At 59.9% G+C, this 25704-nt stretch carries 22 protein-coding genes and 1 pseudogene; 7 read left to right on the forward strand and 16 right to left on the reverse strand.

The window, feature by feature from the left end; all coding sequences use genetic code 11:
- Positions 1-15 precede the first annotated feature (15 nt).
- From ISN39_RS15050 to ISN39_RS15070, 5 genes and pseudogenes are all read left to right on the forward strand, one after another.
- Positions 16-1326 (forward strand): nitrate/sulfonate/bicarbonate ABC transporter ATP-binding protein, encoded by a 1311-nt coding sequence (locus ISN39_RS15050; RefSeq protein ID WP_194728069.1) that lies wholly within the window; start codon positions 16-18, stop codon positions 1324-1326.
- A 264-nt stretch (positions 1327-1590) separates the two neighbouring features.
- A complete protein-coding gene (locus ISN39_RS15055; protein WP_194728070.1) occupies positions 1591-1914 on the forward strand; it encodes a hypothetical protein in 324 nt (107 codons plus the stop codon).
- 1009 nt (positions 1915-2923) lie between these two features.
- A complete protein-coding gene (locus ISN39_RS15060; RefSeq protein ID WP_194728071.1) occupies positions 2924-3298 on the forward strand; it encodes a hypothetical protein in 375 nt (124 codons plus the stop codon).
- 46 nt (positions 3299-3344) lie between these two features.
- The gene (locus ISN39_RS15065; protein WP_194728072.1) at positions 3345-3872 is read left to right on the forward strand and encodes a hypothetical protein; all 528 of its coding nucleotides are present in this window, start codon (positions 3345-3347) and stop codon (positions 3870-3872) included.
- 83 nt (positions 3873-3955) lie between these two features.
- A pseudogene (locus ISN39_RS15070) lies at positions 3956-4165 on the forward strand (LacI family DNA-binding transcriptional regulator); the annotation flags it as partial.
- 442 nt (positions 4166-4607) lie between these two features.
- Here the strand turns inward: ISN39_RS15070 and ISN39_RS15075 are convergent.
- From ISN39_RS15075 to ISN39_RS15090, 4 genes are all read right to left on the reverse strand, one after another.
- Positions 4608-5543: a pirin family protein gene (locus ISN39_RS15075; protein WP_194728073.1), complete on the reverse strand. Its 936-nt coding sequence runs from the start codon at positions 5541-5543 to the stop codon at positions 4608-4610.
- A 164-nt stretch (positions 5544-5707) separates the two neighbouring features.
- On the reverse strand, positions 5708-6583 hold the full coding sequence (locus ISN39_RS15080) for a LysR family transcriptional regulator (protein WP_194728074.1): 876 nt from the start codon (positions 6581-6583) through the stop codon (positions 5708-5710).
- A gap of 40 nt (positions 6584-6623) precedes the next feature.
- Positions 6624-7655: an LLM class flavin-dependent oxidoreductase gene (locus tag ISN39_RS15085; protein WP_194728075.1), complete on the reverse strand. Its 1032-nt coding sequence runs from the start codon at positions 7653-7655 to the stop codon at positions 6624-6626.
- Between the two features lie 180 nt (positions 7656-7835).
- Positions 7836-8495: a hydrolase gene (locus ISN39_RS15090; RefSeq protein ID WP_194728076.1), complete on the reverse strand. Its 660-nt coding sequence runs from the start codon at positions 8493-8495 to the stop codon at positions 7836-7838.
- 153 nt (positions 8496-8648) lie between these two features.
- Between ISN39_RS15090 and ISN39_RS15095 the strand changes: the two genes are divergently transcribed.
- Positions 8649-9533, forward strand: a complete 885-nt coding sequence (locus ISN39_RS15095; protein WP_194728077.1) for a LysR family transcriptional regulator — start codon at positions 8649-8651, stop codon at positions 9531-9533.
- 151 nt (positions 9534-9684) lie between these two features.
- Here ISN39_RS15095 and ISN39_RS15100 read toward each other — a convergent pair whose 3' ends face one another.
- The 3 genes from ISN39_RS15100 to ISN39_RS15110 form a co-directional block, all read right to left on the reverse strand.
- Positions 9685-10641 carry a zinc-binding alcohol dehydrogenase family protein gene (locus tag ISN39_RS15100; protein ID WP_194728078.1) on the reverse strand — a complete coding sequence of 319 codons (957 nt, stop codon included), beginning with the start codon at positions 10639-10641 and terminating at the stop codon, positions 9685-9687.
- Positions 10638-12437, reverse strand: coding sequence for a monovalent cation:proton antiporter-2 (CPA2) family protein (locus ISN39_RS15105; RefSeq protein ID WP_194728079.1), 1800 nt, complete (start codon positions 12435-12437; stop codon positions 10638-10640). The genes ISN39_RS15100 and ISN39_RS15105 overlap by 4 nt, the downstream gene beginning before the upstream one ends.
- Positions 12438-12767: 330 nt before the next feature.
- The gene (locus ISN39_RS15110; RefSeq protein ID WP_194728080.1) at positions 12768-13508 is read right to left on the reverse strand and encodes an SDR family oxidoreductase; all 741 of its coding nucleotides are present in this window, start codon (positions 13506-13508) and stop codon (positions 12768-12770) included.
- A 172-nt stretch (positions 13509-13680) separates the two neighbouring features.
- Between ISN39_RS15110 and ISN39_RS15115 the strand changes: the two genes are divergently transcribed.
- A complete protein-coding gene (locus ISN39_RS15115; RefSeq protein ID WP_246763235.1) occupies positions 13681-14574 on the forward strand; it encodes an AraC family transcriptional regulator in 894 nt (297 codons plus the stop codon).
- 275 nt (positions 14575-14849) lie between these two features.
- On the opposite strand, the gene ISN39_RS15120 is transcribed toward ISN39_RS15115, so the two are convergent.
- From ISN39_RS15120 to ISN39_RS15160, 9 genes are read right to left on the reverse strand one after another with little or no spacing between them, the layout of a single operon-like run.
- Positions 14850-15131, reverse strand: coding sequence for an HAD family hydrolase (locus tag ISN39_RS15120; RefSeq protein WP_194728081.1), 282 nt, complete (start codon positions 15129-15131; stop codon positions 14850-14852).
- Between the two features lie 41 nt (positions 15132-15172).
- The gene (locus ISN39_RS15125; RefSeq protein ID WP_194728082.1) at positions 15173-16123 is read right to left on the reverse strand and encodes a sugar kinase; all 951 of its coding nucleotides are present in this window, start codon (positions 16121-16123) and stop codon (positions 15173-15175) included.
- Between the two features lies 1 nt (position 16124).
- On the reverse strand, positions 16125-18215 hold the full coding sequence (locus ISN39_RS15130; protein ID WP_194728083.1) for an FAD-binding protein: 2091 nt from the start codon (positions 18213-18215) through the stop codon (positions 16125-16127).
- 27 nt (positions 18216-18242) lie between these two features.
- Positions 18243-19412 (reverse strand): Gfo/Idh/MocA family oxidoreductase, encoded by a 1170-nt coding sequence (locus ISN39_RS15135; RefSeq protein WP_194728084.1) that lies wholly within the window; start codon positions 19410-19412, stop codon positions 18243-18245.
- 52 nt (positions 19413-19464) lie between these two features.
- Positions 19465-21120, reverse strand: coding sequence for a GMC family oxidoreductase N-terminal domain-containing protein (locus ISN39_RS15140; protein WP_194728085.1), 1656 nt, complete (start codon positions 21118-21120; stop codon positions 19465-19467).
- 48 nt (positions 21121-21168) lie between these two features.
- Positions 21169-22674, reverse strand: a complete 1506-nt coding sequence (locus tag ISN39_RS15145) for a GMC family oxidoreductase (protein WP_194728086.1) — start codon at positions 22672-22674, stop codon at positions 21169-21171.
- Between the two features lie 12 nt (positions 22675-22686).
- The gene (locus ISN39_RS15150; protein ID WP_194728087.1) at positions 22687-23802 is read right to left on the reverse strand and encodes an ABC transporter ATP-binding protein; all 1116 of its coding nucleotides are present in this window, start codon (positions 23800-23802) and stop codon (positions 22687-22689) included.
- Between the two features lie 5 nt (positions 23803-23807).
- Positions 23808-24752 carry a carbohydrate ABC transporter permease gene (locus tag ISN39_RS15155; RefSeq protein ID WP_194728088.1) on the reverse strand — a complete coding sequence of 315 codons (945 nt, stop codon included), beginning with the start codon at positions 24750-24752 and terminating at the stop codon, positions 23808-23810.
- Positions 24749-25696, reverse strand: coding sequence for a sugar ABC transporter permease (locus ISN39_RS15160; RefSeq protein WP_194728089.1), 948 nt, complete (start codon positions 25694-25696; stop codon positions 24749-24751). The genes ISN39_RS15155 and ISN39_RS15160 overlap by 4 nt, the downstream gene beginning before the upstream one ends.
- Positions 25697-25704: the final 8 nt, after the last annotated feature.

Here is a 25704-nt window from a genome sequence, read left to right on the forward strand (position 1 = left end):
TCAGGAAGCAGTTTCATGTCGAACAACTTTGTAACGAATGAGCTTATCGACCTCCGCCAGGTCTGCCGATCGTTTCCGAAGGGCAGCGGCGGTGAGGTCGTCGTCCTGGAAAATGTCGATCTCCGCATCCGCGAGGGTGAGATCGTCGGTCTGCTTGGCCGCTCTGGTTCGGGCAAGTCGACGCTCCTCCGCATCATCGCGGGCCTCATCACACCTTCCGCCGGAAATGCCCAATGCCGTGGCGCACCCATCGACGGACCGCCCATGGGGATTTCCATGGTGTTCCAATCCTTCGCGCTCTTTCCCTGGCTGACGGTGCTTCAGAATGTGGAACTGGGGCTCGAAGCTCAGGGGGTGGACCGTGCCGAGCGCCGTTCCCGCGCTCTGGCCGCCATCGACCTCATCGGCCTCGACGGGTTCGAGAACGCCTATCCCAAGGAACTGTCGGGTGGCATGCGCCAGCGTGTGGGGTTTGCCCGCGCGCTCGTCGTCCATCCCGACCTTATGCTGATGGACGAACCGTTCTCGGCGCTTGACGTGCTGACCGCCGAAACGCTGCGCACGGACTTGATCGATCTCTGGATCGAGGGACGTCTTCCCATAAAATCGGTTCTGATCGTGACCCACAACATCGAGGAGGCGGTGCTGATGTGCGACCGCATCCTGGTGTTCTCGTCAAATCCGGGGCGGGTCGCCTCGGAAATCAAGGTCGATCTTCGACATCCGCGCAATCGGCTCGACCCAAGCTTCCGTCAGCTCGTGGACGGCATCTATGCCCTGATGACCGAGCGCGCCGGGCCTCGCGCTCCCTCGGTGGAGGGCATCCAAGGAACCGGCGTCGGGATGATCCTCGATCATGTTTCGACCAACGTGCTGTCGGGCTTGATCGAGGCGCTCGCGGCACCGCCTTACGACGGACGGGCCGCCCTGCCTGTCCTTGCAAGTACCCTTCACCTCAAAGCCGATGAACCCTTTCATCTCGGCGAGGCTCTGCAACTGCTGCGCTTCGCCGAGCTCGACCAGGGCGCTCTCGTGCTGACGGACGTCGGCAGGCGTTTCGCACATCTGGACACGGACGGACGCAAGAAGCTCTTCGCTGATCTCCTGTCCGCCTACGTTCCCCTGGTCAGCTTGATCCAGCGGGTCATCGACGAGCGGCCTTCCCATACAGCACCAGCCACCCGCTTCCGGAACGAGCTCGAGGACTACATGTCGGAAGCCAATGCGGATGAAACCTTAAAGACCGTGATATCCTGGGGGCGGTATGCCGAAGTCTTCGCCTATGACGAGCACTCCGAGATGTTCAGCCTGGAAAATCCAAGCTGAACGGTACCTTAGGCGATACTCGAACTCGCCGCGAAGCACCACGTATCTTGCGGGTCGGTTCTCTTTGCCGTCTCCGAAAACTGCATCACGTCCAGCGAGCCGACGCGCTCAAAATCGACAGGAATTGCAACGCTGGCAGCCGGATGATGCCTATGGAAGCTTCAGCTCGCCAATAGCCTGTGACAGATCGTTGCACGATAAGGCCCGCCAAGTGAAAATGCCGCTATGCGGAAGCCAAATTCCCTCGGCGAAGTTGGAGCTCAGATGTCCGGCAAAGACCCACGCGTAAGAAGTCCTCTGTCGCATCATATTCTGCCAACTTCGAGCACGATGATCGGCATTTGCATGACGCTGATCGGCCTTGTTAAGGTGAAGGAGATAAAAGCCGGGCCGAGCCACGTCGACGAGTACGCAGCTCTTGCCGCCGTAATCTTCCTCGTCAGTTCGGTAACATCTTATCTATCGTTGCGATACGAGGAGAAGGCGGCACTTAGCCAAAAGCTTGAGGTGTTTGCCGATTTCTGCTTCATGATCGGACTCGTCGCGATTGTCATTATTGGCATCTTGTTCGCCTATGCGGTCATCTAGGCGTTCGGCGCGTCCGCGATTGCGAGCGTGAATTTGAGCTGTTCGGTTTCTGACGCAAGGAGATCGTCGCTCCGATTTCATTTCAAGGCGATGCCTGCAATCCTGACGACCCCGGAAGAGGTCGATCTGTGGCTCAGGGGATCGTGGGACAAGGTCAATCACCTGAAGCGTCCTCTTCCCGGCAACATGCTGGTGATTGTCGAACCACCTGTCCCATCCCACGAAGGGCTGCTGCGACGACCATCGATTCGTGCGCACAATTTCCCGGAATGATGTAGCAGATGCCACAACATCGTAGTTCATGTGCCACGACGCCTTGAATGTTCCCCTCAGAAACACACCGACGGCGTCCCCTCAAAGCCTTTGTCGAGCGGCCGCTGCAGTGCCCGGCTGTGCGCCACGATCTGTGCTGCATCCTCGATCAAGGCTCTGACAATGTCAGATGCTGGTAGAATGTCCCCTGACCGCCACTGAGCAGGCTGACGAGCGAGTGCCGCCTTATCGCCGTTGCCATCGGGGTGTGCGGCCAACCTCTTCGCCCTCCCCAGGTCGGGAACCGACTCCGTGGGCGACCATTAGGGGACCTTGGCCTGCCCGATGTTAAGCCCGTTGTCAGATGGGCGGCTCCGTCTCCGCGTTCTAGTCCGCGCGGCTACCATTGCGGCTATCATTGATGACGGAAGGTGCACCATCGGGTCCGCCGCCGTCCAGCGGTCAAGGCGATCACATATCGCAGATCTGCGAGAACGCCGTGCTCGACCAGATGATCTGCGACCCATAGGACGCGGCGAACCTCCACGCCGAGTTGCCCTCAGGGTGCTCGATTCAGCGAGTCCGAGCGCCTGCCACGCCGGGGTTCCCGATCATGAAACCTCGGGTCAGCCGTGACTTTCACGGGTGAGCCTATACAGAAGGACAATTACGCAGCGCGAGCAGAGCCAGTAGCGTTCGATCGCCGATCGCAACCTTTTGAAAGCCCGGTCGCACCTCTTCTTTCAGGAGCATTCAAATGAAGCGCTATGAGGATGAAGACCAGAAGTCCCCATTAGTCGGTCTAGCATTCCCGATCGGGATATATGTGATCTGTCTCGGGGTGTACGTTGCATCCGCCGCACCGGCCGAGGCACCGACCGGGGCCTTCGTATCGGTCGCCGCCGGAGCGCCTGCCCCCTTAGCGGGCACGTGTGCCGCGTCCGAGCAGCAGAGTCCACACGTTCGGTCTCGGGACGATTTTCCACCCACTTCTTTCCGCTACCGGGAGAACCGTGCTGAGATCATTGCGCTGGCCGACGCAGGCAAGTTCGAACTGTCGTACCACCCGAGCGACGAAAAAATTCCAACAGACCAAACCGATTGCATTCGGGAAGTTTCGGATGACGAGTAGCCGTTGCTCTATGGCACGGTGATCAAAACGAAACTCCGATGGCTGTTTGCGCGTCAATTACAGTGGCACGAATTTCGCGGAGGTGTTTCCGCAGCAGGTCGCGCCCAACGGCTTCGTGCAGGCTGCAATCGATCTGCCAGACGACCGGGTCATCACGCTGGATACGCTGGACGACGGCAAGGTGACGGGACGGCTATGCCCGGTGCGGCTCGGCTGGCTCAAGGAACAGCTTAAAGAGGCGAACGGCCGCGCGGTCTATCTTTTCTTGCACCATCCGCCGGCAAAGGTGCATCTGCCGGCACTAGACAGCATCGGGCTTGCCGAACGGGATGCCTTTTTCGACCTGCTGAAAAGCCACGGCGATGTCAGGCATATCTTTGCCGGACACCTGCACCGGCTCGTGACCGGCAAGTGGCACGGTATCCCCTTCACGATCCTGTGCAGCACCAACCATCAGACCGCGTTGGATTTCGTGTCGCCTCAGACCTCAAACTGCTTCGAGCCGCCGCTTTATTCGATCATCCTTGCCGAACAGGATTCGCAGGTCATCCACTTCCATCAGTTTCAAGATTGAGGCCTGATCCGCATTCCGGGAACATTTTCCTATGGCAATAAGGAGGCTTCACGCATTTTGATCGGGGAGGACGATCGCCGCGGATGAAAGGGATCCGACAGCTTGCCAAGCATCTCGACATTTCGATCGGGTCCGTATCCCGCGCGCTGAACGGCAAGGCCGATGTCAATGAGGAAACGCGCAAGCGGGTCCTCCCGGCCACCGAGGAATTCGGCTACGTGGCAAATCAGTCCGGACGCAGCCTGCGCCAGGGGACGTCCAATGTCATCGGCCTGATGATCGAATCCAGCAGGAGCGTCCGGAAGGTGGTGGTCGCCAAGATGCCGGATAACCAGCGGGCAACGCTGGAAGTGCACGGACATATCGCCAGCTATCTGGAGAAGCCGGCTGCCGGTAAGCTCGACACGGAGGCCAAACAAGAAGAACTCCTCCAAAGCTATCTGGAGGAGTTCGATCAGAAACGACTTGCCTGGCAAAGTTTGCAAGTTTGTTTGGTTGCGGGGGCAGGATCTAATCTTCACTTGCGCCCCGAGCAAGTAAAGATGGTTGCGGGGACCGGCGTCGATCATAACTTGCAATCGACGCCAGCAAAGATGGTTGCGGGAGCAGGATTTAATCTTAACTTGCGATCTCCGAGCACCCCGAACCCCTACTTAAGCTTCTGGTTGCCGAGAACCGCATTGGCCCCTTTTTGTAGCGCTGCGTAAACATGGCATGCTAATTCTGCGCTCCTCATCACTCTGGAAGCGGGATGTGCTCATCCCGGTCGTCGACCGGAAGATCGAAGCGCCCCTCGCCCCAGTTCTGTGCCCGCCATTCAGCCTTGGCTTCCTCGATACGCTCCCTGGATGAGGCGACGAAGTTCCACCAGATGTAACGTGGGCCGGAAAGTGTCGCCCCGCCTAAGATCATCAGTCGCGCGCCTTTTTCGCCAGCTGCGACCGTGATCCTGTCGCCAGGACGAAACACCATCATCTGGGGTGCTTCGAACTCCCGGCCGGCGATCGAGATCGAGCCTTCGACAATGTAGATGCCCCGGTCCTCATGATTGTCCGGCATCGGCAGGCGAGCGCCTGCCTCAAGCCTAACATCGGCATAGAATGTCTCGGAAAACATGGTCGCGGGAGCGAACTTGCCATAGGCGTTCCCGAGAATGAGCCTCACCGACACACCGTGGTCCTCGATCATCGGCAGCGTCTCCTTGCCGTGGTGTTCGAACATCGGCGCCATGTCCTCGTGGGCTTCCGGCAAAGCCAGCCAGGTCTGGATCCCGAACAAGCCGTTCGGCCCTGTCCGCGCCGCTGCGGATGTCCGCTCGGAATGGGAAACACCTCGCCCTGCCACCATCCAGTTCAACTCACCGGGACGGATGATCTGGTCAGCCCCGGTGCTGTCACGGTGGTGAAAGTCACCGCGATACAGATAGGTGACCGTGCCAAGACCGATATGAGGGTGGGGCCGAACATCGATGCCCTGGCCGGTCAACAGCTCGGCCGGGCCAGCCTGGTCGAAGAAAATGAACGGTCCCACCATCTGCCGCTTCGGCGCCGGCAAGGCGCGCCGAACCTCGAAGCCGCCAAGGTCCCGGGCCCGGGGAACGATTAGGGTCTCGATCGCGTCGATGCCGACCTCGTCAGGACAGCCTGGTTCGATTGCAGGGTTCCAACTCATGCGCCTTCACCTCATCCGTTGACGATCTCGTGCCTCCGTAGAGCCCAGGGTCGTTGCATGGCCCCAAGTGACTAACGGGTGAGCGCGCCCGCGACTAGTTGCGCGGCGCGGTGAGCTGTGTCGCAAAAAGCGGAACACGCAGTCGATGTGTCAACACGCAGACCCTACAAATGCGGATTTCTTTCGAATGCTTCGATCAGGAACTCCGAGAGGATGCGCACTTTTCGCGCCGGGTGCGGGCTGGGTGGCCGCACGACGTAGACCCCACCCACTGGTAGGGGATAGCGGGTCATGACCGGAACGAGTGCGCCGGCCGCAAGATATTCATGGGTCACACAATCGGGAAGCCACGCTAAACCAAGCCCTGCTGCCGCCGCGCTGGCGAGCGCCGCGCCGTTGTCGGAACTGAAGCGACCCTGCGGCTGCACGGTGACGATCTTGTCGCCATCCATGAACCGCCACGCCTCAGCACCGATCAGGGATTGATGAACGGCGATTTCGTCCGGCTTTTCAGGTGAGCCATGCGTCCTGATATAATCCGGACTCGCCACCAGCCTGCCGTAAATCTGACCAACGCGCCTTGCGATCAGGTTAGAGTCGCGCAGGGCGCCGACCCGGATCGCGCAGTCGAAGCCGTCCGCGATCAGATCGACGAACCGATCGCTGTATTCAGCGTGGATTTGAAGCTGTGGGTGGTGGCGCGCCATCTCCGCAAGCACGGGCGCAAAATGCACCGGGCCCGATGTTAACGGGACGGCGACCCGCAAGCGCCCGCGAAGGTCACCGGAGGGCAGTATCGTTTCTCGCGCGATGTCGATCTCGGCGCAGATCCTTGCCGCATAATCGCGAAACGTGCTCCCGGCTTCCGTCAGCCCAGCACCACGGGTCGTGCGCGCAAGAAGCTGGATACCGAGCGCTTCCTCAAGCCGGATGAGGCGCCGACTGACCATTGACTTGGAGATCCCCAGTCGACGTGCCGCGGGAGAAACGCCCCCGGCATCGGCAACTTCGACAAATGTCCGCAGATCCTCGATGTCCATTTGGCGTTCCCCGCTTCGCGATACAGCCTGGCCTCCATGCCTATCGCGCTGCCCTCACGATTGGCGCGACTTCAGTGCCGAGAAGTTCGATCGATGTCTTCATCGCTGCCGTGTCGAGAGAGGCTGTGCTCATTTGGAAGGTGATGCGCGAAACGCCGCCAAGCGTCTCACTGGCCTGCAGCATCTTGGCTGCGACCGTCTTCGGGTCACCGACCAGGAATGCGCCCTGCGGACCTGTCATGCCTTCGAACTGCTGGCGCGTCGGCGGTGACCAGCCGCGTTCGCGACCGATCTTCGTCGTCAGATGCGCCCATCCGGGGAAGAAGGCATCCTTCGCTGCCGTACTGGTTTCGCCGACGAAGCCCATTGCATGCACGCCGACCTTGAGCGTCTCGGTGCTGTGCCCTGCACGCTTGCCCGCTTCGCGATAGAGATCGACAAGCGGACGGAAGCGCTCGTAGCTCCCGCCGATGATCGCGATCATCAGCGGAAGGCCAAGCGCACCGGCCCGAACGAAGGATTGCGGCGTTCCACCTACGCCGATCCATACTGGGAGCTGTGGTTGATGAGGACGCGGGAAAACACCTTGTCCGTTGAGAGCCGGACGGAAGCGACCTTCCCATGTAATTTTTGTCGCCTCGCCAAGCTTGAGATACAGATCGAGCTTCTCCGCAAAAAGGTCGTCATAGTCGCGTGTGTCCAGACCGAAGAGCGGGTAGGCCTCAACGAACGAACCTCGGCCGACAACAACCTCCGCACGGCCTTTAGAGATCAGATCGAGAGTTGCGAATTCCTGAAAAACCCGCACCGGGTCGGCGGCGCTCAGAACGGTCACCGCGCTCGTCAATCTGATCCGGCTGGTCCGGGCCGCGGCTGCGGCCAGGATGACAGTCGGTGCGGAGTCGAGAAACTCCCCGCGATGATGCTCGCCTATGCCGAAAACATCGAGCCCAACGCGGTCCGCGACGACGACCTCCTCGATAAGTTCGGCCATACGCTCGGTCGCAGAAGGAAGCTTGCCGGAGATCGGATCCGGAAGGATGGCTGCAAAACTGTCGATACCGATTTCCATTTTTGGCCCCTGGATATTTGCCAGTCTACGCCGGTGACTGACGCTGGAAATTCATCATGCGCACAATCAAGCCGGTGCTTCAGATACTTCGACCTGTCATGAAAAGGGACGACGAGATTCAACGCACCGTCCGGGCTCTTGCGATACGTTCATCGAGAACCCCGTCATCCCCGTTAGGTTCTAGTGCCCGCTTTGGGTGGTCGGCACCGGCGTGTTGAGAAGCTGCTGCTCCCAAAGATACGCGATGCCGCTGCCGCCGAAGTGCTGGATGAGAATCTCGGTCAGCTCCTCGACATGCTCGGTGCGCGCCCAATCGCGTTGCCATTCGCCCGCCAGCGCCATCACGGTCATCACGTTCGCGCCGGCCGCGATCATTCGCTGGATGGCAACTTCGTGAGACTCCTTCGAAATCCCGCCCGACGCGTCGGTGATCACGGTCACGTCCCAGCCTTCGCCGGCAGCCTGGATGACAGGCATTGCGACGCAGACCTCGGTCCACAGGCCGGCGATGATCAGCTGCTTGCGGCCGGTCGCCTTGACGAGGTTCACCACATTCTCGTCCTGCCAGGTGTTCACCCAGGTGCGATCGATGACTTCCTGGCCAGGGAACACGTCGGTGATCTGCTTAAAGAGAAGTCCACCGCGCGCCGCGATCACGCTGGTGAGAATGGTCGGAACATTGAAGGCTTTTGCCAGCTTCGCCAGCGCGGTCGTGTTGTTGACCACCATATGAGGATCATGGCTGTTCAGGTTCGCCAGCTGGTAAGGCTGATGATCGATCAGAACGAGGACGGAGTCTTCGGGGCGGAGAAGTGAGTCAAGGCCGTTACGAAAGGTCATGGTTTCATCCTATGTTGGCGGTTTATTGAAGCGCGTTTGCTCAAAAGACATGCGCCCTCCGAGGCGCTGCCGCGGGACGAAACTTGTCATTCCTGTTTGTGATGCGGTAGTCCTTGTCTGTGCCAAGCTGTGTCGCAGAATGAGGAACGCTAAGTGGATATCGAAGATCTCCAGACATTCGTCGAAGTTGCTGATGCAGGAGGCGTCACTTCGGCGGCGTTGCGGCTTGGCATCTCCAAGTCGATGGTCAGCCGAAGGCTTGTGCGGCTTGAAGCGGAGCTTGGCGTCCAGCTTCTAGCCCGATCTACACGCGGGGCTTCTCTGACAGAGGCGGGCGCAACCTTCCGGGACTACGCAGCAAGGATTTCAGCCGAAATCGATGTGGCCAGGGAGACAATTCTGCCGGCTGGTGAGCTTCGTGGTCGCCTGCGTGTAGCCGCACCGCTTTCCTTCGGGCCGACGCATTTCGCGCAAGTACTTGCACAAATGGCGCGTCGCCATCCTCATCTCCAGATCCAGACCTGTTACAGCGATCGCTTCGTGGACCTCATCGCAGAAGGATATGATTGTGCGATCAGGGTCGGGACTCTTCAGGACTCAAACCTGATCGCAAGACGCGTCGGTCCCCTCTACGGGAATTTCGTCGCCAGCCCGGACTACATCAAAGCCCATGGCTCTCCGGAGACACCGGACGAACTCGTAACCCATCAGGCTCTCATGCAGGGAACGGAAACCTGGCAAGTGATGGATGGAGACAAGGTAATAACCGTTCGCCCACAGGGACGTTTCAAGGCGGACAACGGGGTCGCTCTCGCTGTCGCCGCAGCAGCCGGATTGGGTATCGCCGCGCTCCCTGATGACCTTATCAAAGATTATCTGGACTCGAGTACACTGGTTCGGGTCATGAAACGCCATCCGCCGCCCCCGATCGGTATATATGTCGTTAGACCGCCGGGGCAGCATCCTGCAAGAAAAGTTCGTGTGCTCACTGAAATGCTGATTGAGTGTTTCAACCATGGCCCGGCGTTGCCGCGCTAACGCGCATGTGAATCGCTATGCCACAATAGTGCGCTTCATCTCATGTGCCCTCGCTATTCAACAGGAAGATCGATTACCTGCACCGGCCCTCCTTACAACGGTCGCGATGCGTCGGATGGCGATAGGCACTCACCTCTCGAAATCATCAAGGTCAGGGGATCATCACGACGCGACCCAACGGTTTAGCTGTCTCTGCATACTCATGTGCGTTCGATGCATCACGCAGCGGAAACACCCGATCGATCACGACTTTCAGGCGTTTCTTCGCCGTTGCCTTGAGAAGTTCGTCGACCGTGTCATGCACGGCTGACCTCTCGAACAGTGTCCCCATAAAGACGCCGTGAAGCGTCTGATTATTCTGCATCGGCTGCCACAGTTCGACATTGAGCTCCCCGCCGCCTGCGTTCCCGACGAACACGAGGCGCCCCTCGGGAGCGAGTGCGGATAGCGAGGCCTGCAAGGTCGAGCCAACCGGGTCGATGACGAGATCCGCCCCCTTGCCGCCGGTCAGCCGAAGGACCTCCTCAACGACGTCTTTCTCCAGGCGATCGATGGCATGTGATGCGCCGAGCTCAGTCAGCCGCGCCTGCCGTTCGCGGCCACCGGCCACGGCGATGACGGTCGCCCCCGCATCACGCGCCAGTTGAATGGCCGCCAGACCGACACCGCCGGCGGCGGCCTGAATCAGGACCGTCTCGGTTTCGCCCAGGCCGCCTTTGGTAATCAGGCAGTGATAGGCCGTGCCGAAGGAAATCGGCAGCGCCGCGGCCTGTGCCATTTCCAGACCATCCGGAACCAGCCATGTGCGCGAGGCGGGAACGGACCAGAGTTCTGCATGCGATCCACGCATATCGAAGGCAGCCACCTTCTCGCCAACTGCCCGGTCGCGGACATTTGCGCCGATCGAAACAATTCTACCGGCAGCGGCATAGCCGACGATCCAGGAAGATTTCTGTGGCGTCGATCGACGGTTGATCAGATCACCTCCCTCGATCGAAATCGCCTCCACGGAAATCAGGACATCATCTGGCCCACAGACGGGATCGGGCACATCGGCATATTTCAAAACCGTTGGAGGGCCAGGGTTGTCGTAGACTGCGGCTTTCATGGGCCTTTCCTTTTTGATGAGGAAAGCTTGCTCGCTTGATGGGTGACTACTCCGCTTAGCGGCTCAGGAACGGGCCGGACGTGAAGCCGATCGCGGCCGGACATGGCGTTACCGTGCACCTGCTCGGACAGTCGCTCATTGTCCCGTTGACGGACGTCTTCGGCGGCCTCCTCCACGTCAAGTTCGGCATAACCCAATGCTCGCAGGCCCTCCGCTCCCATCAGGTAGGCGGATTCGACCGTCTCGCGGATCTGATAATCCACGCCGGCGCGGATCAGGTCCACGGCATGTCCGCGATCATAGCTGCGCACGAGAATCTTTGCCTGCGGAAATTCATGCTGCGCCAGTTCCACGATCTGCATTGCGGCTTTCAAGTCATCGATGCAGATCATCAGTGCTTCGGCGGAACCGGCGCCGGAGTGGCGCAATGTGTCGAGCCGTGTGCCGTCGCCGAAAAAGACCTTGAACCCGAAACGTCCCGCCTCGCGGATACGGTCGGGGTTCATGTCAATCACCGAGAGGCTGACCCCCTTGGAAAGCAGCAGTTGCGAAGCAATCTGCCCGAAGCGGCCGAAACCGATAATGAGCACCCTTCCATTGAGATCCCGGGCCACCTCAACGCCCTCCATAGATGCCCCGCTTCGTAGCAGCCGGTCTGCCGCGATCATGAGAAGCGGCGTAAGCGCCATGGAGAAGGTCACGACGGTGGTGAACAGTGCATTTTCGCGCGCATCAATCACGCCACCTGTGGTCGCGGAAGCGTAGAGCACGAACGCGAATTCGCCACCTTGCAGGAACATCGAGGTGCGGTGCAATGCCTGATGACCGGAACTGCCAAATGTACGTGCGACCGCATAGACCACGACGCCTTTTGCGACGGTGAATGCGACCAGCATGGACACCAGAAGCCACCATTCCGCGGCAACGACGGAAAGGTCGAGCGACATGCCGACGGCCATGAAGAACAGGCCCATCAGCAGGCCGCGAAACGGCTCGATGTCGCTTTCGATCTGGTGCCGGTAGCTGGAGCTCGACAGCATCACCCCGGCAAGGAATGCGCCCATTGCCATGGAAAGACCCGCGCTGGCCATCAGCAATGCTGCTCCGAGCACCACCAGCAGCGCGCCCGCCGTCATTACTTCACGCGTCCGTGCACGCGCCAGCAGGGCGAAGAACGGGTTCAGGCCCCATCTTGATACTCCCAGAAGAACCAGCAACGCGCCAAGCGCCAGCAAAACGTCCATCCATCCCGACTGTCCTTGGGACAGAGGCGACAGGAAGGTGACCACTGCCAGAAGCGGCACGATCATCAGGTCCTCGAAGAGGAGGATGGAGACCGATTTCTGGCCCTCGGCACTCGAAATCTCGCCGCGCTCCTGCAGGACCGACATGATGACCGCCGTCGAGGAAAGGACGAAACCGGCACCGGCGATGAAAGCCACCGGGCTGGAAAGGCCAAAGACCAGCATGCCCGTCAGCGTCAGGGCTGCAGTTGCCGCCGTGACCTGCACGAGGCCCAGTCCGAATATCTGGCCACGCATGGCCCAAAGCTTGTATGGGCGCAACTCCAGCCCGATGACGAACAGGAACATCACCACCCCCAGTTCCGAGAAATGCAGTATGGACAGGGCATCGGTGAACAGGCCCAGCACCGACGGACCGACAAGCACGCCGGCAGTGAAATAGCCCAGAACCGAACCGAGGCCGAGCCGCCGAAACAAGGGCACCGCGACGACGGCCGCCCCCATCAGGACGATCGCAGGCCCGATCGTCTGCCCCAAGCTCGCTTCAGCCATGCATTCGTCCTTCCGATCTCACACGCTTGAGCAACCGGGCGCCGGCCAAAGATAGACCACGCCCCGCCATTCAGTTTCTCCACCGCGTTTGGTATCGTTGCAATTTTAGGCTGAATAGTCTCCACATTCGCAAAACTATGTCGCAAGAAGCGGAACGCAAAGTCCCCTGACTTCAGCGATACAACTCTGCAAATAATCGCGAGTACAACGATAAGAGTTGAGATGACCTACTTTACCACCAAGGACGGCGCCCGGCTTTTCTACAAGGATTGGGGCACCGACCAGCCTTCGCCCGACCTTCATTGAGCGACCACCAACTGCATTGCGCCTTCATGAAAGCGCGCCGCCGTCCACAGTGAGGATCGTCCCGGTGATCTGCCGAGCGGCAGGCGTCGCGAGAAAGGCGACCGCGGCCGCGACATCTTCGGGCTGATTGAAACGGCCAAGGGGGGTCAGGCTACGCTGGTAATCCGCAGATTCACCCGTCTCGGGATTCGACTCGGTGTTTGTCGACCCCGGTTGAACGAGATTGACCGTTATGTCCCGAGCACCCAATTCGCGCGCAAGACCGCGATTGAATGCTTGAAGCGCACCTTTGGTCATATAGTAGACCGTGCCGGGTACGCCGACGATACGATCCGCACCCGCTGAACCGATGTTTATGATACGACCGCCTTCCTTGAGATGGGGAATGGCCGCCTTCGACGCGAGCACCGGCCCGCGCACGTTGACCGCAAGCAGCGCGTCGAGATCCTCGACCGTGAAATCCGCAATATTGTTATACCGTGCGATCGCGGCATTGTTGACGAGAATGTCGAGACCGCCCAGTGCGCGGACGGCTTCGTCCACGGATCGCTGTATTGCCGCTGGATCGGCGCTGTCAGCCTGGATCGCGACGGCCTTGCGCCCCTTGCCTTCCATCGCCTGAACAAGTTGCGCCGCGCTGTCCGCTGACCGCTCATACGTTATCGCTACATTCGCCCCCTTCTCGGAAAGCGCGCGTGCAATTGCCGCGCCTATGCCGCGAGACCCTCCCGTCACCAGAGCACTCTTCCCAGCCAGTTCCTGCATAATCCGAACCCTTTCAATATCGTGTCGCCCCGATGCGCGGTTTCGAGGCCCATTCCTCTTGGTACCGAGGATCACGGCAGTTTTCCTTCGTAGAGCCTGAAGATAGCCAGACACGACCGAGGCCACATTCCCGATTATCCCAGAGACTTGCCTGATCCTTCCAAATCACTACATGCTCGAGGTGATGGCCGATCCTCTGAAACCAATCACTCAGCTGCTGAACGACGTTGCTCCCTTTGTTGCGCGACATGGGGGAACTGTTGGCCTCCCGACTTCCGTTCCGCGCCTGACGCTATGGACAAGCACACGCGCCACGTCACCCACACCGGCCGTGTTCGAACCCATGTTCTACGCCGTTTTACGGGGCACCAAGGTTTTGACCATGGGCGCCAATCGCTTCGAACTGCTGGCGGGTGCTTGCGCCGCGTCGTCCTTCGGCCTGCCCTATATCCACCAGCTGACTGGCGCGACGCCCGAGCTCCCTTATGTCGGTATCAGCCTTCATCTTGATATCGGCATGCTCACGCGCGTCATGCTCGATATGCCCAAACAGGAGGATCGCTGGACGTGCGCAGTCGCGGCAGGCGATCTGAACGGGCCGGTCGGCGACGCGTTCGCTCGTCTCGTCGGGCTCCTGGCCACGCCCGATGATGCCGGCGTGCTCGCGCCGCACTACGAGTTCGAGCTTTACTATCGTCTGCTGCAGAGCTCGATGGGCGATACGCTCCGTCAGGTCGGCCGGCGAAACGATCGGTTTCAACAGCTCAAGACTGCGGCTGACTGGCTCGCCGCCAACCACAGCGAGCCCGTTGTTATCCCCGACCTGGCGGCCTCTTCCGGCATGAGCGTCACCTCTTTTCATAGGCACTTCAAGGCTGTCACAGGATTTAGCCCGCTGGCCTTCCAACGTCATATACGCCTGCTGGAAGCTCGAAAGCTTCTTGCCGCTGGGAGCACAAATGTATCGCGCGTGGCATATGAGGTAGGCTACGCAAGCCCGTCGCAATTCAGTCGAGAGTATAAAAGCATGTTTGGCACTGCGCCCGTGGCTGACCTGCAACGCTGAATCCTGCCGCGCCCGCCTCGGATAAGTGCAAAAGCTCTGCAAGATAGACTGGTTGAAGAACATTATCAGGGTGCCGAATTAGCCGGAGCCGTGAACTCTTGGTGCATCAGCTCGATCCGTGCCCAGACAAACGAACAACGATGTCGGCGATCCGACTGCATGATCTGCCGATTCGGAGGCGCCAGGGGCCAAATTTCTTTCGGCGTTCCTCATTCAGCGACACAGCTTCGCGCGACGGTGCACTACCGCGTCTCCGTTCAAAATGACATCAAGGCTCAGGCAGCATTTGGGAGCATATTCGCGTTCAAATCTCGCAAGAGTACGTGTTCAGACATACCCGCGCGCTCCAAATACCAGTCGCGATTCATCTGCACGCCGGATGAAGCAAAACCCTGGCTCCAGGCGCGTGCGTAGACTGGGATCGTATCGACAAGCGTGCCATCGCAGTCGAAGATGATGGCATCGAAGGCCATGTCGAGCGTTGTAAGATCTAGAGTCATAAGAGTTCCATTCTCTCCTCCCAAGGGACTTCCTGCAGCAAACTGAGTTGCGATCATGTCGGCTCTTCTAACCGCGGACACTCCAACGCCGTATCGGCCTAGGGGATGCGCCGCAGGGAGGCTCCCATCGACTGTACGATCTCCCGCGTCGCACGGGCACCCAGCGTTCCGATAACCACACCAGAGACTTGCTGCCCGGTCGATATCGACTCTTCGCACGTCCGTCCCAGCAGCCTCGATGCCAGATAGCCGGCGTTGAAAGCGTCACCTGCGCCGGTGGTGTCGCGGACAATCCCAGCAGTCGGTGTGGGAACTTCTCCAGTCCAATCACCTACCGCAAAGACAACCGGCTCGGATCCATTTTTAACGATAACCTCTGAGGCGCCGAAGTTTTTGATCCTTTTGACGGTGGCAACAGGGGAAGTATCGCCCCATAATGTAGCCTCGTCGTCGAAACTAGGCAGCGCGATGTCCGTAAACTCCAGCATACGGCTGATCGCATCTCGTGCCTGGGAAGGGCAATTCCAAAGCCTCTGCCGAACATTGGGGTCAAACGAAATGCGCGTTCCTTTTTGCCGCGCGACGGAAAGCTCTTTAATGAGTATATCGCGCGCGCAGTCGGTGAGAATTGCCAGTGTGATGCCGGAGATGTGGACAAGCTCAACCCCCGACAAAGCCTCCCGGACCGCACTGGGGTCGTCGGCCAGACCGCGCGCAGCCGAATCCTTACGCCAGTAGTGGAAGCTTCGTTCAACGCCCTCTAATTCGATCACGTAGAGGCCCATCTGACGATCAGCATCGCGGAGGACGACGGTCGGGTTCAAGCCGTCTTCCATGAGTTCGGTTGCGAAGGCGTCCGAAAACTTGTCCGTCCCGATCTTGGTAAAAAAGCCGACGTCACCTAAAGGGCCGAGAAGCTGGGACATGTGCCAGGCGGTATTGAATGTATCGCCGGCAAAGCCCCTACGGTACGTGTCGGGGCAGGCCGGAGCCATCTCAATCATCGCTTCGCCGACCGTCAGCACCCGGCATTTTGAGGAAGCAACCATTTCAGGCACATCCCTTCGAATCTAGATCGTAGATCGCGCCTGTGAGCCAGGCAGGCCAGTCGCGCTCGAAGAACGACTTCGCCGTTTCGTCGAAGGTCCTGTTCGGACGGGTCCAAATTTCCATTCCCTTTCTGCCTGCACGAACGACGATCTGTTCGCGTCGGTGTTCGTCTTGCTCCTTGCGGAAACGGAATTCTTCAAGCGGACCAGATCTCGAAAGAGGGAGATATTCGCCGTTCTCGTCGCATATGGCACGTGCGCCTCGGCTTCCACCGCCATTCGAAATGAAATAGTCAAGGGCGGCCAGAACCGCCTCGGACGCCACCGCCATCTGTGCCCACTGAACTGCGCGGCTCGCTTCTGCAGCTCGCTCGAAACCGATGCCTTCTGCGCGAATTCGCGCATTCAGGCGCCTGGCGTCCTGCAGTGCGTCCGCGACGCTCTGCGCATCGCAGATGAGCCCCGCCTTGTCGCTCATTCGAGCCTGCACCTCGGATCGTACAGCCTTGACCGTGAGACCACTGTCGGCGCGAAGCGGGGCCGCCAGTCTATCGACCGCCAAGGCGGCCGAGCTGGTGACATGCCCCAACGGGGCCGACTTGGCCCTGCCGCTCGCAGCGATATGTTCGGCAGCTCGGGTGCCGAACACCTGCCCCGCGTTCAACGCTGCACCACCAGGACGCGTCACGCCATGCGTGCCCGCCGCCTCGCCGATCGCATAACAGCCAACCAGATTGCTTCGGCCCCAGGTATCGACCATGACGCCGCCATTCATATGCTGATTGTTGACTGCGAACTCGAGCGGCGCAGACGCCACGTCGACCTTATAGCGGCGGTACAGCTCGATCGAGAGAGGATTCATGTGCCGGAGACGTTCGATCGGCATGGCCTGGTTCGCGCCGGCGCTGGACAGATACCGGCTCACATCATCGTCAAGGCGATCGAGTGAAAAAGGAAGATCGCCGGGAACCGGGAGCGGATTTCGGTTGAAATCCATGAACACCCGGCGCCCGGCTGCGCTCTCACGATAAATTGCCAGATCGACGAGGCTGGAGCCGAAGTCGAGCATTCGCGTGGAATGGAAAGGCCACTGGTATCCCTTTCGGAAGACGTTCGACGCCAGTTCCTGAGTGGACCGATAGTAGTCGGCAAGAAAGTGATGCTCATTCCCATCGGCGTCCACGGAGTAGATGTGCGGGATCGCCTGCACGTAGGTGCCGGAGAGGTTCCAAGGAAATCCATCGCGACGCGTGCCAATCCCGAACTGGCTCTCGGTCAGGTTCACTAGCTCCACGCCCGCCTCGAGCGCGAGCCCCAACGAGCCGAAACAGCCGTTCGGGTAGACGCTGTCCCTGTAGAGTTCGCCCGGACCACCTGCTGCAAGGACGAGAACATTACAGACGAACAGAGCCAATCCGATTGGGTTCTGCTCGCTCCGTGCCGCCGCCATCATGACCAGAACTCCGCTCACTCGCCGCCTGTCACCCTCGCCTTCATGGAGAACCTTCACCGCCGTCGTGTGATTATAGAACGGGATCGCAAGGCGCATCGCTTCATCGGCTAAGACCTTTACCATCAGGCGCGAGGTGCGTGGACCACAGCTCGTGGCGCGCCCGACCTCGTCATGATCGGTCTGATACCGTAGGGTGCCGCCGAGCGGCTCCTGTGGCAGCGGCAGGCCGAGATATTGCAAAGACGCCATCATCCGGGCGGAACCAACGGCCTCGACGTAGGCCGTGTCCTCGTCCATCGCTCCGCCGGCACGGATTGCTCGCGCCATAGCCTTGAAGTTGTCGCCCTGGTCGGCGGTGTTGGCAGTGTGCAGCGTCTGCTTGTCCGAACCGGAGCAGGCAGACGTGCCGCCCCATGCGCTTTGGCTGACGATGACCACGTCGTCGCCGCGTCGCTTCAGCTCCACTGCAGCACGCAGGCCCGCCGCCCCGGAACCGACGATCACGCAGCCCGCGCGGTAGACTGGCATCTCGATGCCCCCGATGCGGGCCGTCTCCGAGGGCGGCGCCTCGGGAGCCAGCTTGGGCATATCGACGTCCGTAAGGGCGTCCAGGATGTGTTGGGGAACGTCGATTGTCATCGGTGCAGATCCTTGAAGGCCTTCTTATCAGGCGAGCGGGATGTCCACCCAGCGCTTCGCGCGGGAGGATTCCATGCAGGCATCGACGATCTGGCAGATGTGATGTCCGCTTTCGAACGTCGGCCACATCGGCGTATTGGTGGTGATCGACTTAACAACCTCCGCGGCCTCGATGATCTTGCTCTCGTTGTAGCCCAGCGCGAAATTGGGCAGCGGCAGGAAGGCTCGGAAGGTAGCGTTCTCGGGACCGACGTCGATCTCGCGGAATCCAGCTCGGCCGGTCCGGTCGTCGTTGGTGTAAAAGCGAAGGCGGTTCACCTCGTCGTAGTTGTAGACGATGCTGCCCTTGGTGCCGTAGATCTCATAGATCTGCATGAACTTGCGCCCGGTGGCCACTCGGCTGAAGTCCACGATGCCGGCTGCGCCATTCTCGAAGCGGCAAAGAAGGTTAGTCGCGTCCGGATTGGTGATATCGGCCCATTTCTCGTCGCCCTTGAGTTCGACCTTCTCACCGTAGCCAAGACCTTCGACCACGGGACGCTTTGGCGTGAGAATCAGGTTGTCGGCGATCAGCGAGCTGACGCGGCCAACAAGAAACTCCATGAAGCTGAAAATGTGCGAGCCGGTATCGCCGACAATCCCGGTCGGAGCTAGCTTTCCATCAGCGCGCCACATGTAAGGGGCCATCGGATCGCCGTACATGTCGATGTGCTGGCAACCCTTGAACATCTTGATCTCGCCGATCTCGCCAGCGTCGATGATCTCCTTAGCGAGATCGTGCACCGGGTTGCGGGGGAATGCGTGCCCCACGCGGGTGATCACGCCCTTCTCTCTGGCGATGTCGGCGAGCTCGCGAGCTTCGACTGCGGTGTTGGCGAGCGGCTTCTCGCAGTAGACGTGCTTTCCCGCAATTAACGCGGCCTTCGCGACTTCATAGTGGAGGCTGTCCGGCAGGCAGATGTCGATGAGGTCGACGTCCGGATCGTTGACCGCCTGCTTCCAGTCCTGAAGTATCTTCGCGCCTGGCGCGCGGCGTGCAAGGTCCTCCGCCGCGGCCGGGTTGGCCTCGACGATCGCGACGACGCGGGCCGTGCCGCCGGAGGTGCCGAGGAAATGCGGGAACGTCTGATAGGCCATGGTGTGAACCTTGCCCATCCAGCCGGACCCGCCAAGAACAGCTACCTTTACTTCGGTCATTGTCGTAACTCCTTTGGAATTCGGCCTTCCAGGACCGATGGCTTTTGTCAGCTTATCGGATGTCCGCCCGAGCTCTTGGACGGGTGTCGTTGCGCTCGTACGAGAAGATCGCGGACGGAAGCGGCGGCAGTCCGCGGATGATGTCAGACCCCTTTTCGCCCACCATGATCGTCGGCGCGTTGGTGTTGCTCGAGGGAACGCGTGGCATGATCGAGGAGTCGCAGACGCGCAGACCCTCAAGACCGTGGACCTTGAGATCGAGCCCGACAACGGCCTCCGGACCCGTCCCCATCTTGCACGTGCCGACAGGATGGTGGTCGGTCTTCGCGTTGGCGCATCCGTATTCGAAGAGCTGCTCGTCGGTCATGACCTTCGGCCCCGGCAGACGCTCGGCGAGAACGAACGGCTTGAGGGCGGCCTGCTGCATGATCTCGCGGGCGATCTTTAGCCCTTCAAGCGACATCGTCCTGTCATGGGGGTCCGACCAGTAGTTCGGGTCGATCAGCGGAGCAGCCGAGGGGTCCGAAGCCGAGAGCCGGACTGTGCCCCGAGATCTCGGATGGAGATAGGCTGAGTTCAGCGTCACGCCTGCATTCTTGAGACGCTCGACGCCGGCTTCGATGCCGGAGCCGAGACCCAGGTGGAACTGGATGTCCGGCGACCGGGCCTGCGGATCGGCGTACCAGAAGCCGCCCGTCTCGAAGAGCGAGGACGCCACCGGTCCTGAGCGGAAGAGGACGTACTGGAGGCCGGCCCAGAGGGTGCGATGGATCTTCGCAACGCCATCGTATGTGTGGTCGCCGGTGCACTCGGCGATGACGAAAAGGTCCAGGTGATCCTGGAGATTTCCGCCGACGCCCGGCAGGTCGTGTAAGACCTTCACGCCGACGGACTTAAGGTGGTCGGCCGGTCCGATACCCGACTGAAGCAGGAGTTTCGGAGACCCGATCGCGCCGGAAGATACGAGGACCTCACGTTCGGCACGGACGACTTCGACGCCATTCTTACCGACGATTTCGACGCCAACAGCACGGTTCCCCTCCAGGATGACCCGCGAGACGCGAGCATTCATGCGGATCTTCAGGTTCTTGCGATCTTTGATCGGAGACAAATATGCGAGCGATGCCGACGAGCGGCGACGGTTACGCTGCGTCAGCTGATAGAACCCGACGCCCGCCTGCTGCCGGCCGTTAAAGTCATGGTTGTAGGGGATGCCGAGCTCCTGCCCTGCCCTGATGTAGGCGTCGCAGATCGGCAGCGCGGACACCGGCATGGAAACCCCGAGCGGTCCGCCGTAGGAATGGTAGTCGTCGGCGAAACGCTGGTTGTCCTCGGCGCGCTTGAAGTATGGGAGTATGGAACGGTAGTCCCAGCCGTCGCAACCGTCCTCGCTGGCCCACATGTCGTAATCGGCCGCGTTGCCGCGCGCGTAGAGCTGCGCGTTGATGGAAGAGCCGCCACCGATGACCTTCGCCTGCGTGTAGCGCAGCACGCGACCCTTCATGTGCTTCTGAGGCACCGTGGACCAGCCCCAGCTTGCTACGCCCTTCGTCATCTTGGCGAAACCGGCAGGCATGTGGAACAGCGGATTCCAGTCGCCGCCGCCCGCTTCGAGGAGCAGCACGTTGACGCTGGGGTCTTCGGTAAACCGGCTGGCGAGGACGCATCCTGCCGGACCAGCACCTGTTATGATGTAATCGAAACGCATTTTTGCTGTCCTATCGAAGCAGTGTAACGAGTGGGTTCAACGGGCCGCTCATCTCTGCAGATCCGTGGATGCGATGTGGTCGGCCACGCGCAGTGCCTGACTGGCCACGGTGAGCGCGGGATTGACCGCCGCCGAGGTCGACAGGAAGCTGGCATCAACCACGAAGAGATTCTGATGGTCGAACGAGCGGCAGAACACGTCGAGCGGTGCCTTTGCCGGATCGTCGCCAATCCTGACGGTGCCACACTGATGCGAGGGCGTGCGCTTGTCGAAAGGCTTCGCTAGGACGATCGGAAAGCCAATCGATCTAAGGATCTGCTTTGTCTTGGCAACAAGGGCAAGGTGAGCCCCCCAGTTGGTTCGCTGCCACTGGAGGATAATTCGGTCACCATCGACCATAACCCGGCTTTCGGGGTTCGGGATGTCCTCGCTCATTGCATAGAAGTCGATCGCATGATCGGTGACAAGGCCAAGCATCCACTCAGGTAGATGAGGCATAGAACCTTTCAGAATCCGACTTGAGACCCGGCCCAGTAGCTGCACGTTGCCAAGCGGAGGGCCGCCGTTTCCATCCGATAAATAGAAGTCGTTAAAGGCGAAGGTCTTCTGATAGATCGACGTGTTCTTGAAGGTTGGGGAAATTCCGATCACGGCCGATGCATTGTGGTTCATGAAATTCCGACCGACCTGATCTGAGGAATTCGCGAGACCCTTCTTGAACCGCTCGTTCGCCGACCGGAGCAGCAGCACGGACGACTGGACCGCTCCTGCGGAGAGGATGACCAGCTTGGGAGACACCGATTGCGTCCGGCCGTCCTTGACGTAAACGACCTTTTCGATCCGGCCGTTCGGACCCGTCTCGAGCTTCGCAACTCGGGAATTTGTCTGGAGCGTCACGTTCGCATATTGCAGCGCGACCGAAAGGGCCGCGGTTTCAGCATCCATCTTGCCATCTTTTGAATTTGGATGCGCGTCCCAAGGCGTTTTGGCTTTCGCAAGCCAAAGGTCGATATCGACGCCCAAAGGCAAGGAAGCCGGGTGAAGCCCCTTCTTTTTGAGACGTGCCCGAACGTCGGCAATGGGTGGCTCATCCGGAACGGGCGGGTATTCGTATCCCATCGAATGGTAGGGCTCGGTGGGATCCTCACCCAAGGTTCCTCGGACGTTAAACAGGCGTTCGGCGCGGCTGTACCACGGCTCGAGCACTTCGTAGGGGAACGGCCAGGCAGGCGAGACGCCGTCCTGATGCTCGATCACATCGAAGTCTTCTTTGCGGTACCGGGAGAGAACAGCTCCGTAGAATTTCGAGTTTCCACCTACATTGTAGTAGTTGCCCGGATTGAACCCCTTGCCATCGGCTTCGTACCAGGTCTCCTTCGGCCGGAAATGGCCCCGCTGGAAGATGGCTCGCTGGTCGCGATTGACCGGAAGGTCGGCAATATGGTCGCCGGCTTCGAGGATCAAAATGTTTGCGCCCGTCGAGGCCAGTCCTGCTGCGACGGACGACCCGCCGATGCCGGATCCTATGATGACGATGTCGGGTGTGACGCTCATTTCAAATTCGCCTTAAGCAATCCGGACCTGGGTCTGAGGATCGAAGAACACTGCCTTGTCGAGATTGAAGGCAAGCCTCGCCTTTTCACCCGCCTTGATACGGGCGTCCGCCCGGAGACGAGCGACGACTTCCTTTCCACCAAGCTTGGTCACCGCAAATGTGTCGGAGCCCGCCGGTTCGACGACTTCGATCAGGCAGTCGTTTTCGGAGACGGATCGTGCGTTGCGGTCAGCGCCCTCTGGATCGGTTAGAGCTTCCGGCCGGATGCCGAAGATGACATTTCGGTTTGCGTATCCGGCAAGAGACGTCATGCCCGGTGACACCGGAAGATTCATGATCTCGCCACCGGCCCGCTCCAAGGCGACGGCGAGACCGCCCGCGCCGTTGGTGATCTTGCCCGAAAGCAGGTTCATTGCCGGCGAACCCATGAAGTCGGCAACAAACATGTTCGCAGGATTGTTGTAGATTTCCGCGGGCGTGCCGAACTGTTGGACGATACCGTCCTTCATGACGGCGATCTTGGTCGCGAGCGTCATCGCCTCGATCTGGTCATGCGTCACGTAAACGATCGTCTTGCCGGTGGTCTGGTGAAGGCGCTTGATCTCCGTCCGCATATCGACGCGCAGCTTGGCGTCGAGGTTTGACAGCGGCTCGTCGAACAGGAAGAGCTTTGGATCGCGTACCAGAGCACGCCCCATGGCGACGCGCTGACGCTGGCCGCCGGAAAGCTGGCTTGGCTTGCGGTCAAGAAGGTGACCGATCTGCAGCACCTTCGCGACCTTGTCGATCGCCTGCTTTCGCTCCTCGGGCGGGACGCCGCGCATCTCCATGCCGAAAGCGATGTTCCCCGCAACAGTCATGTTCGGGTAGAGCGCATAGCTCTGGAACACCATGGCAATATCGCGCTTCGACGGATGCAGGTCGGCGATGCTGCGGTCGTCGACCCGAATGTCACCTTCTGTGATGGTTTCCAGGCCGGCGATGGTATTAAGCAGCGTGGACTTGCCGCAGCCGGACGGGCCGACAAGAACTAGGAAGCCGCCCTTTTCGAGTTCGAGATCAATCCCCTTGAGGATTTCGACAGCGCCGTAGCGCTTTCTGAGACCGGAGATATTGAGGAAGGCCATTTGAGTTATCCTTTCACAGCGCCCGCCATCAGACCGCGGACGAAGTAGCGGCCGGCGACGATGTAGACGAAGAGCGTGGGCATGGCGGCGATTATCGCAGCAGCCATGTTGACATTGTATTCGACCACCCCGGTTGAGGTATTGACGACATTGTTTAGCGCCACCGTCATCGGCATGGATTCACCCGTGCCGGCGTAGGCTGATGCGAACAGGAAGTCGTTCCAGATATTGGTGAACTGGTAGATGACCGTGACGACGATGATCGGCAGCGAGTTCGGCAGCATGATGCGGCGGAAGATCTGAAAGAAGCTCGCGCCATCGACCTGCGCCGCGCGCACGAGTTCGTTCGGAAACGCCTCGTAGTAATTGCGGAAGAACAGCGTTGTGAAGCCGAGGCCGTAGATCACGTGGACGATGACGAGGTTCACCGTCGGATTGCCAAACCCGAGCGAGACTCCGATCTCGTTGCGCAGCGTATTCCCAAACCGGCCAAGATTGCCGAGAATGGTCGCCATCGGCAAGAGCACCGATTGAAACGGGATAAAGCAGGCAAACAACATCAGGCCGAAGACCAGCGTATGGCCGGGGAAGCGCCATTTCGTCAGCACGTAACCGTTCAGCGCACCGAGCACCGTGGAGATCGCCACTGCCGGCACGACCATCTTGATCGAGTTCCAGAAGTAGCCCTTGATGCCGGCGCAGGTGAGACCGACGCAGGTCTCGCCCCAGGCCTTGAACCAGGCATCGAAGGTCGGCGATTGCGGAAGCGACAGCATGTTGCCATTTTGGATCTCGTCCATGGTCTTGAACGAAGTGACCAACATCACGAAGAGCGGCATTAGGTAAATGACGGCAAAGAATAGCAGAAGGCCGTAAATGATCGTGCGGCTGATCCAGCGTGAGCTTGCATAGCTGCGGGTCGGCGCGGCGGAGGCGGTGATAGTGGTCATCGCGCCTTCTCCTTAAGTTCGGAATAGAGATAGGGAACGATGATCGCCGAGATGGTCATCAGCATGATGATCGCGCTTGCCGACCCCACGGCCATTTCATTTCGCTTGAACGTGTATTCATACATGAAGTTGGACGGCAGCCAGGCCGAGCCGCCGGGTCCGCCCGAGGTCAGCGCCACGACCAGGTCATAGGACTTGATCGCCATATGGGCCAGCACGATGAAGGCCGACAGGAAGACCGGTCGCAGCATCGGGATGACGATGCGGCGGTAGAGCTGACTAGTCGTTGCCCCGTCGATCTGGGCGGCTTTCATGATCTCACCGTCGATGCCGCGCAGACCCGCCAGAAACATCGCCATGACGAAACCGGACGCCTGCCAGACGCCGGCGATCACGACGGTGTAGATGACGAAATCCTTGTTCTTGATCCAGTCGAAATGGAAGCTCGTCCAGCCGAAATGGTGCAGCGTCTGCTCCAGGCCGAGACCCGGATCGAGGAACCATTTCCAGGCAACGCCGGTGACGATGAAGGAGAGCGCCATCGGATAGAGGAAGATCGGTCGAAGGATGCCCTCGCCGCGGATTTTCTGATCGAGCAGGATCGCGAGAAACAGTCCGAGCCCAAGGCAGATGAATATGTAGAGAAACCCGAAGATCCCCATATTGGTGATCGACGTGTACCAGGACGACGGTGGGTCGCTCTCAAATGTCCATCGCCAAAGGCGCTCGTAGGCGCGGGCACCGGTTAAGGCGTAAGACGGGAAGGTCTTGGAATTGGTGAACGACAGATAGGCCGTCCAGGCGATGAAGCCATAAACGAAAATGATCGTGATCGCGAAGCTTGGAGCCAGCACGATCTGCGGCAGCGCAGTTTGAATGCGCGCTCGTAGCGGAGCCGGTTTCGCGGGCGTAAGAATGGGTTCGCTGGTAGCGACACTGCTCATGGTGGTCG

It is taken from the genome of Rhizobium sp. 007, from assembly GCF_015353075.1.
In the GTDB taxonomy this organism is placed as follows: Bacteria; Pseudomonadota; Alphaproteobacteria; order Rhizobiales; family Rhizobiaceae; genus Rhizobium.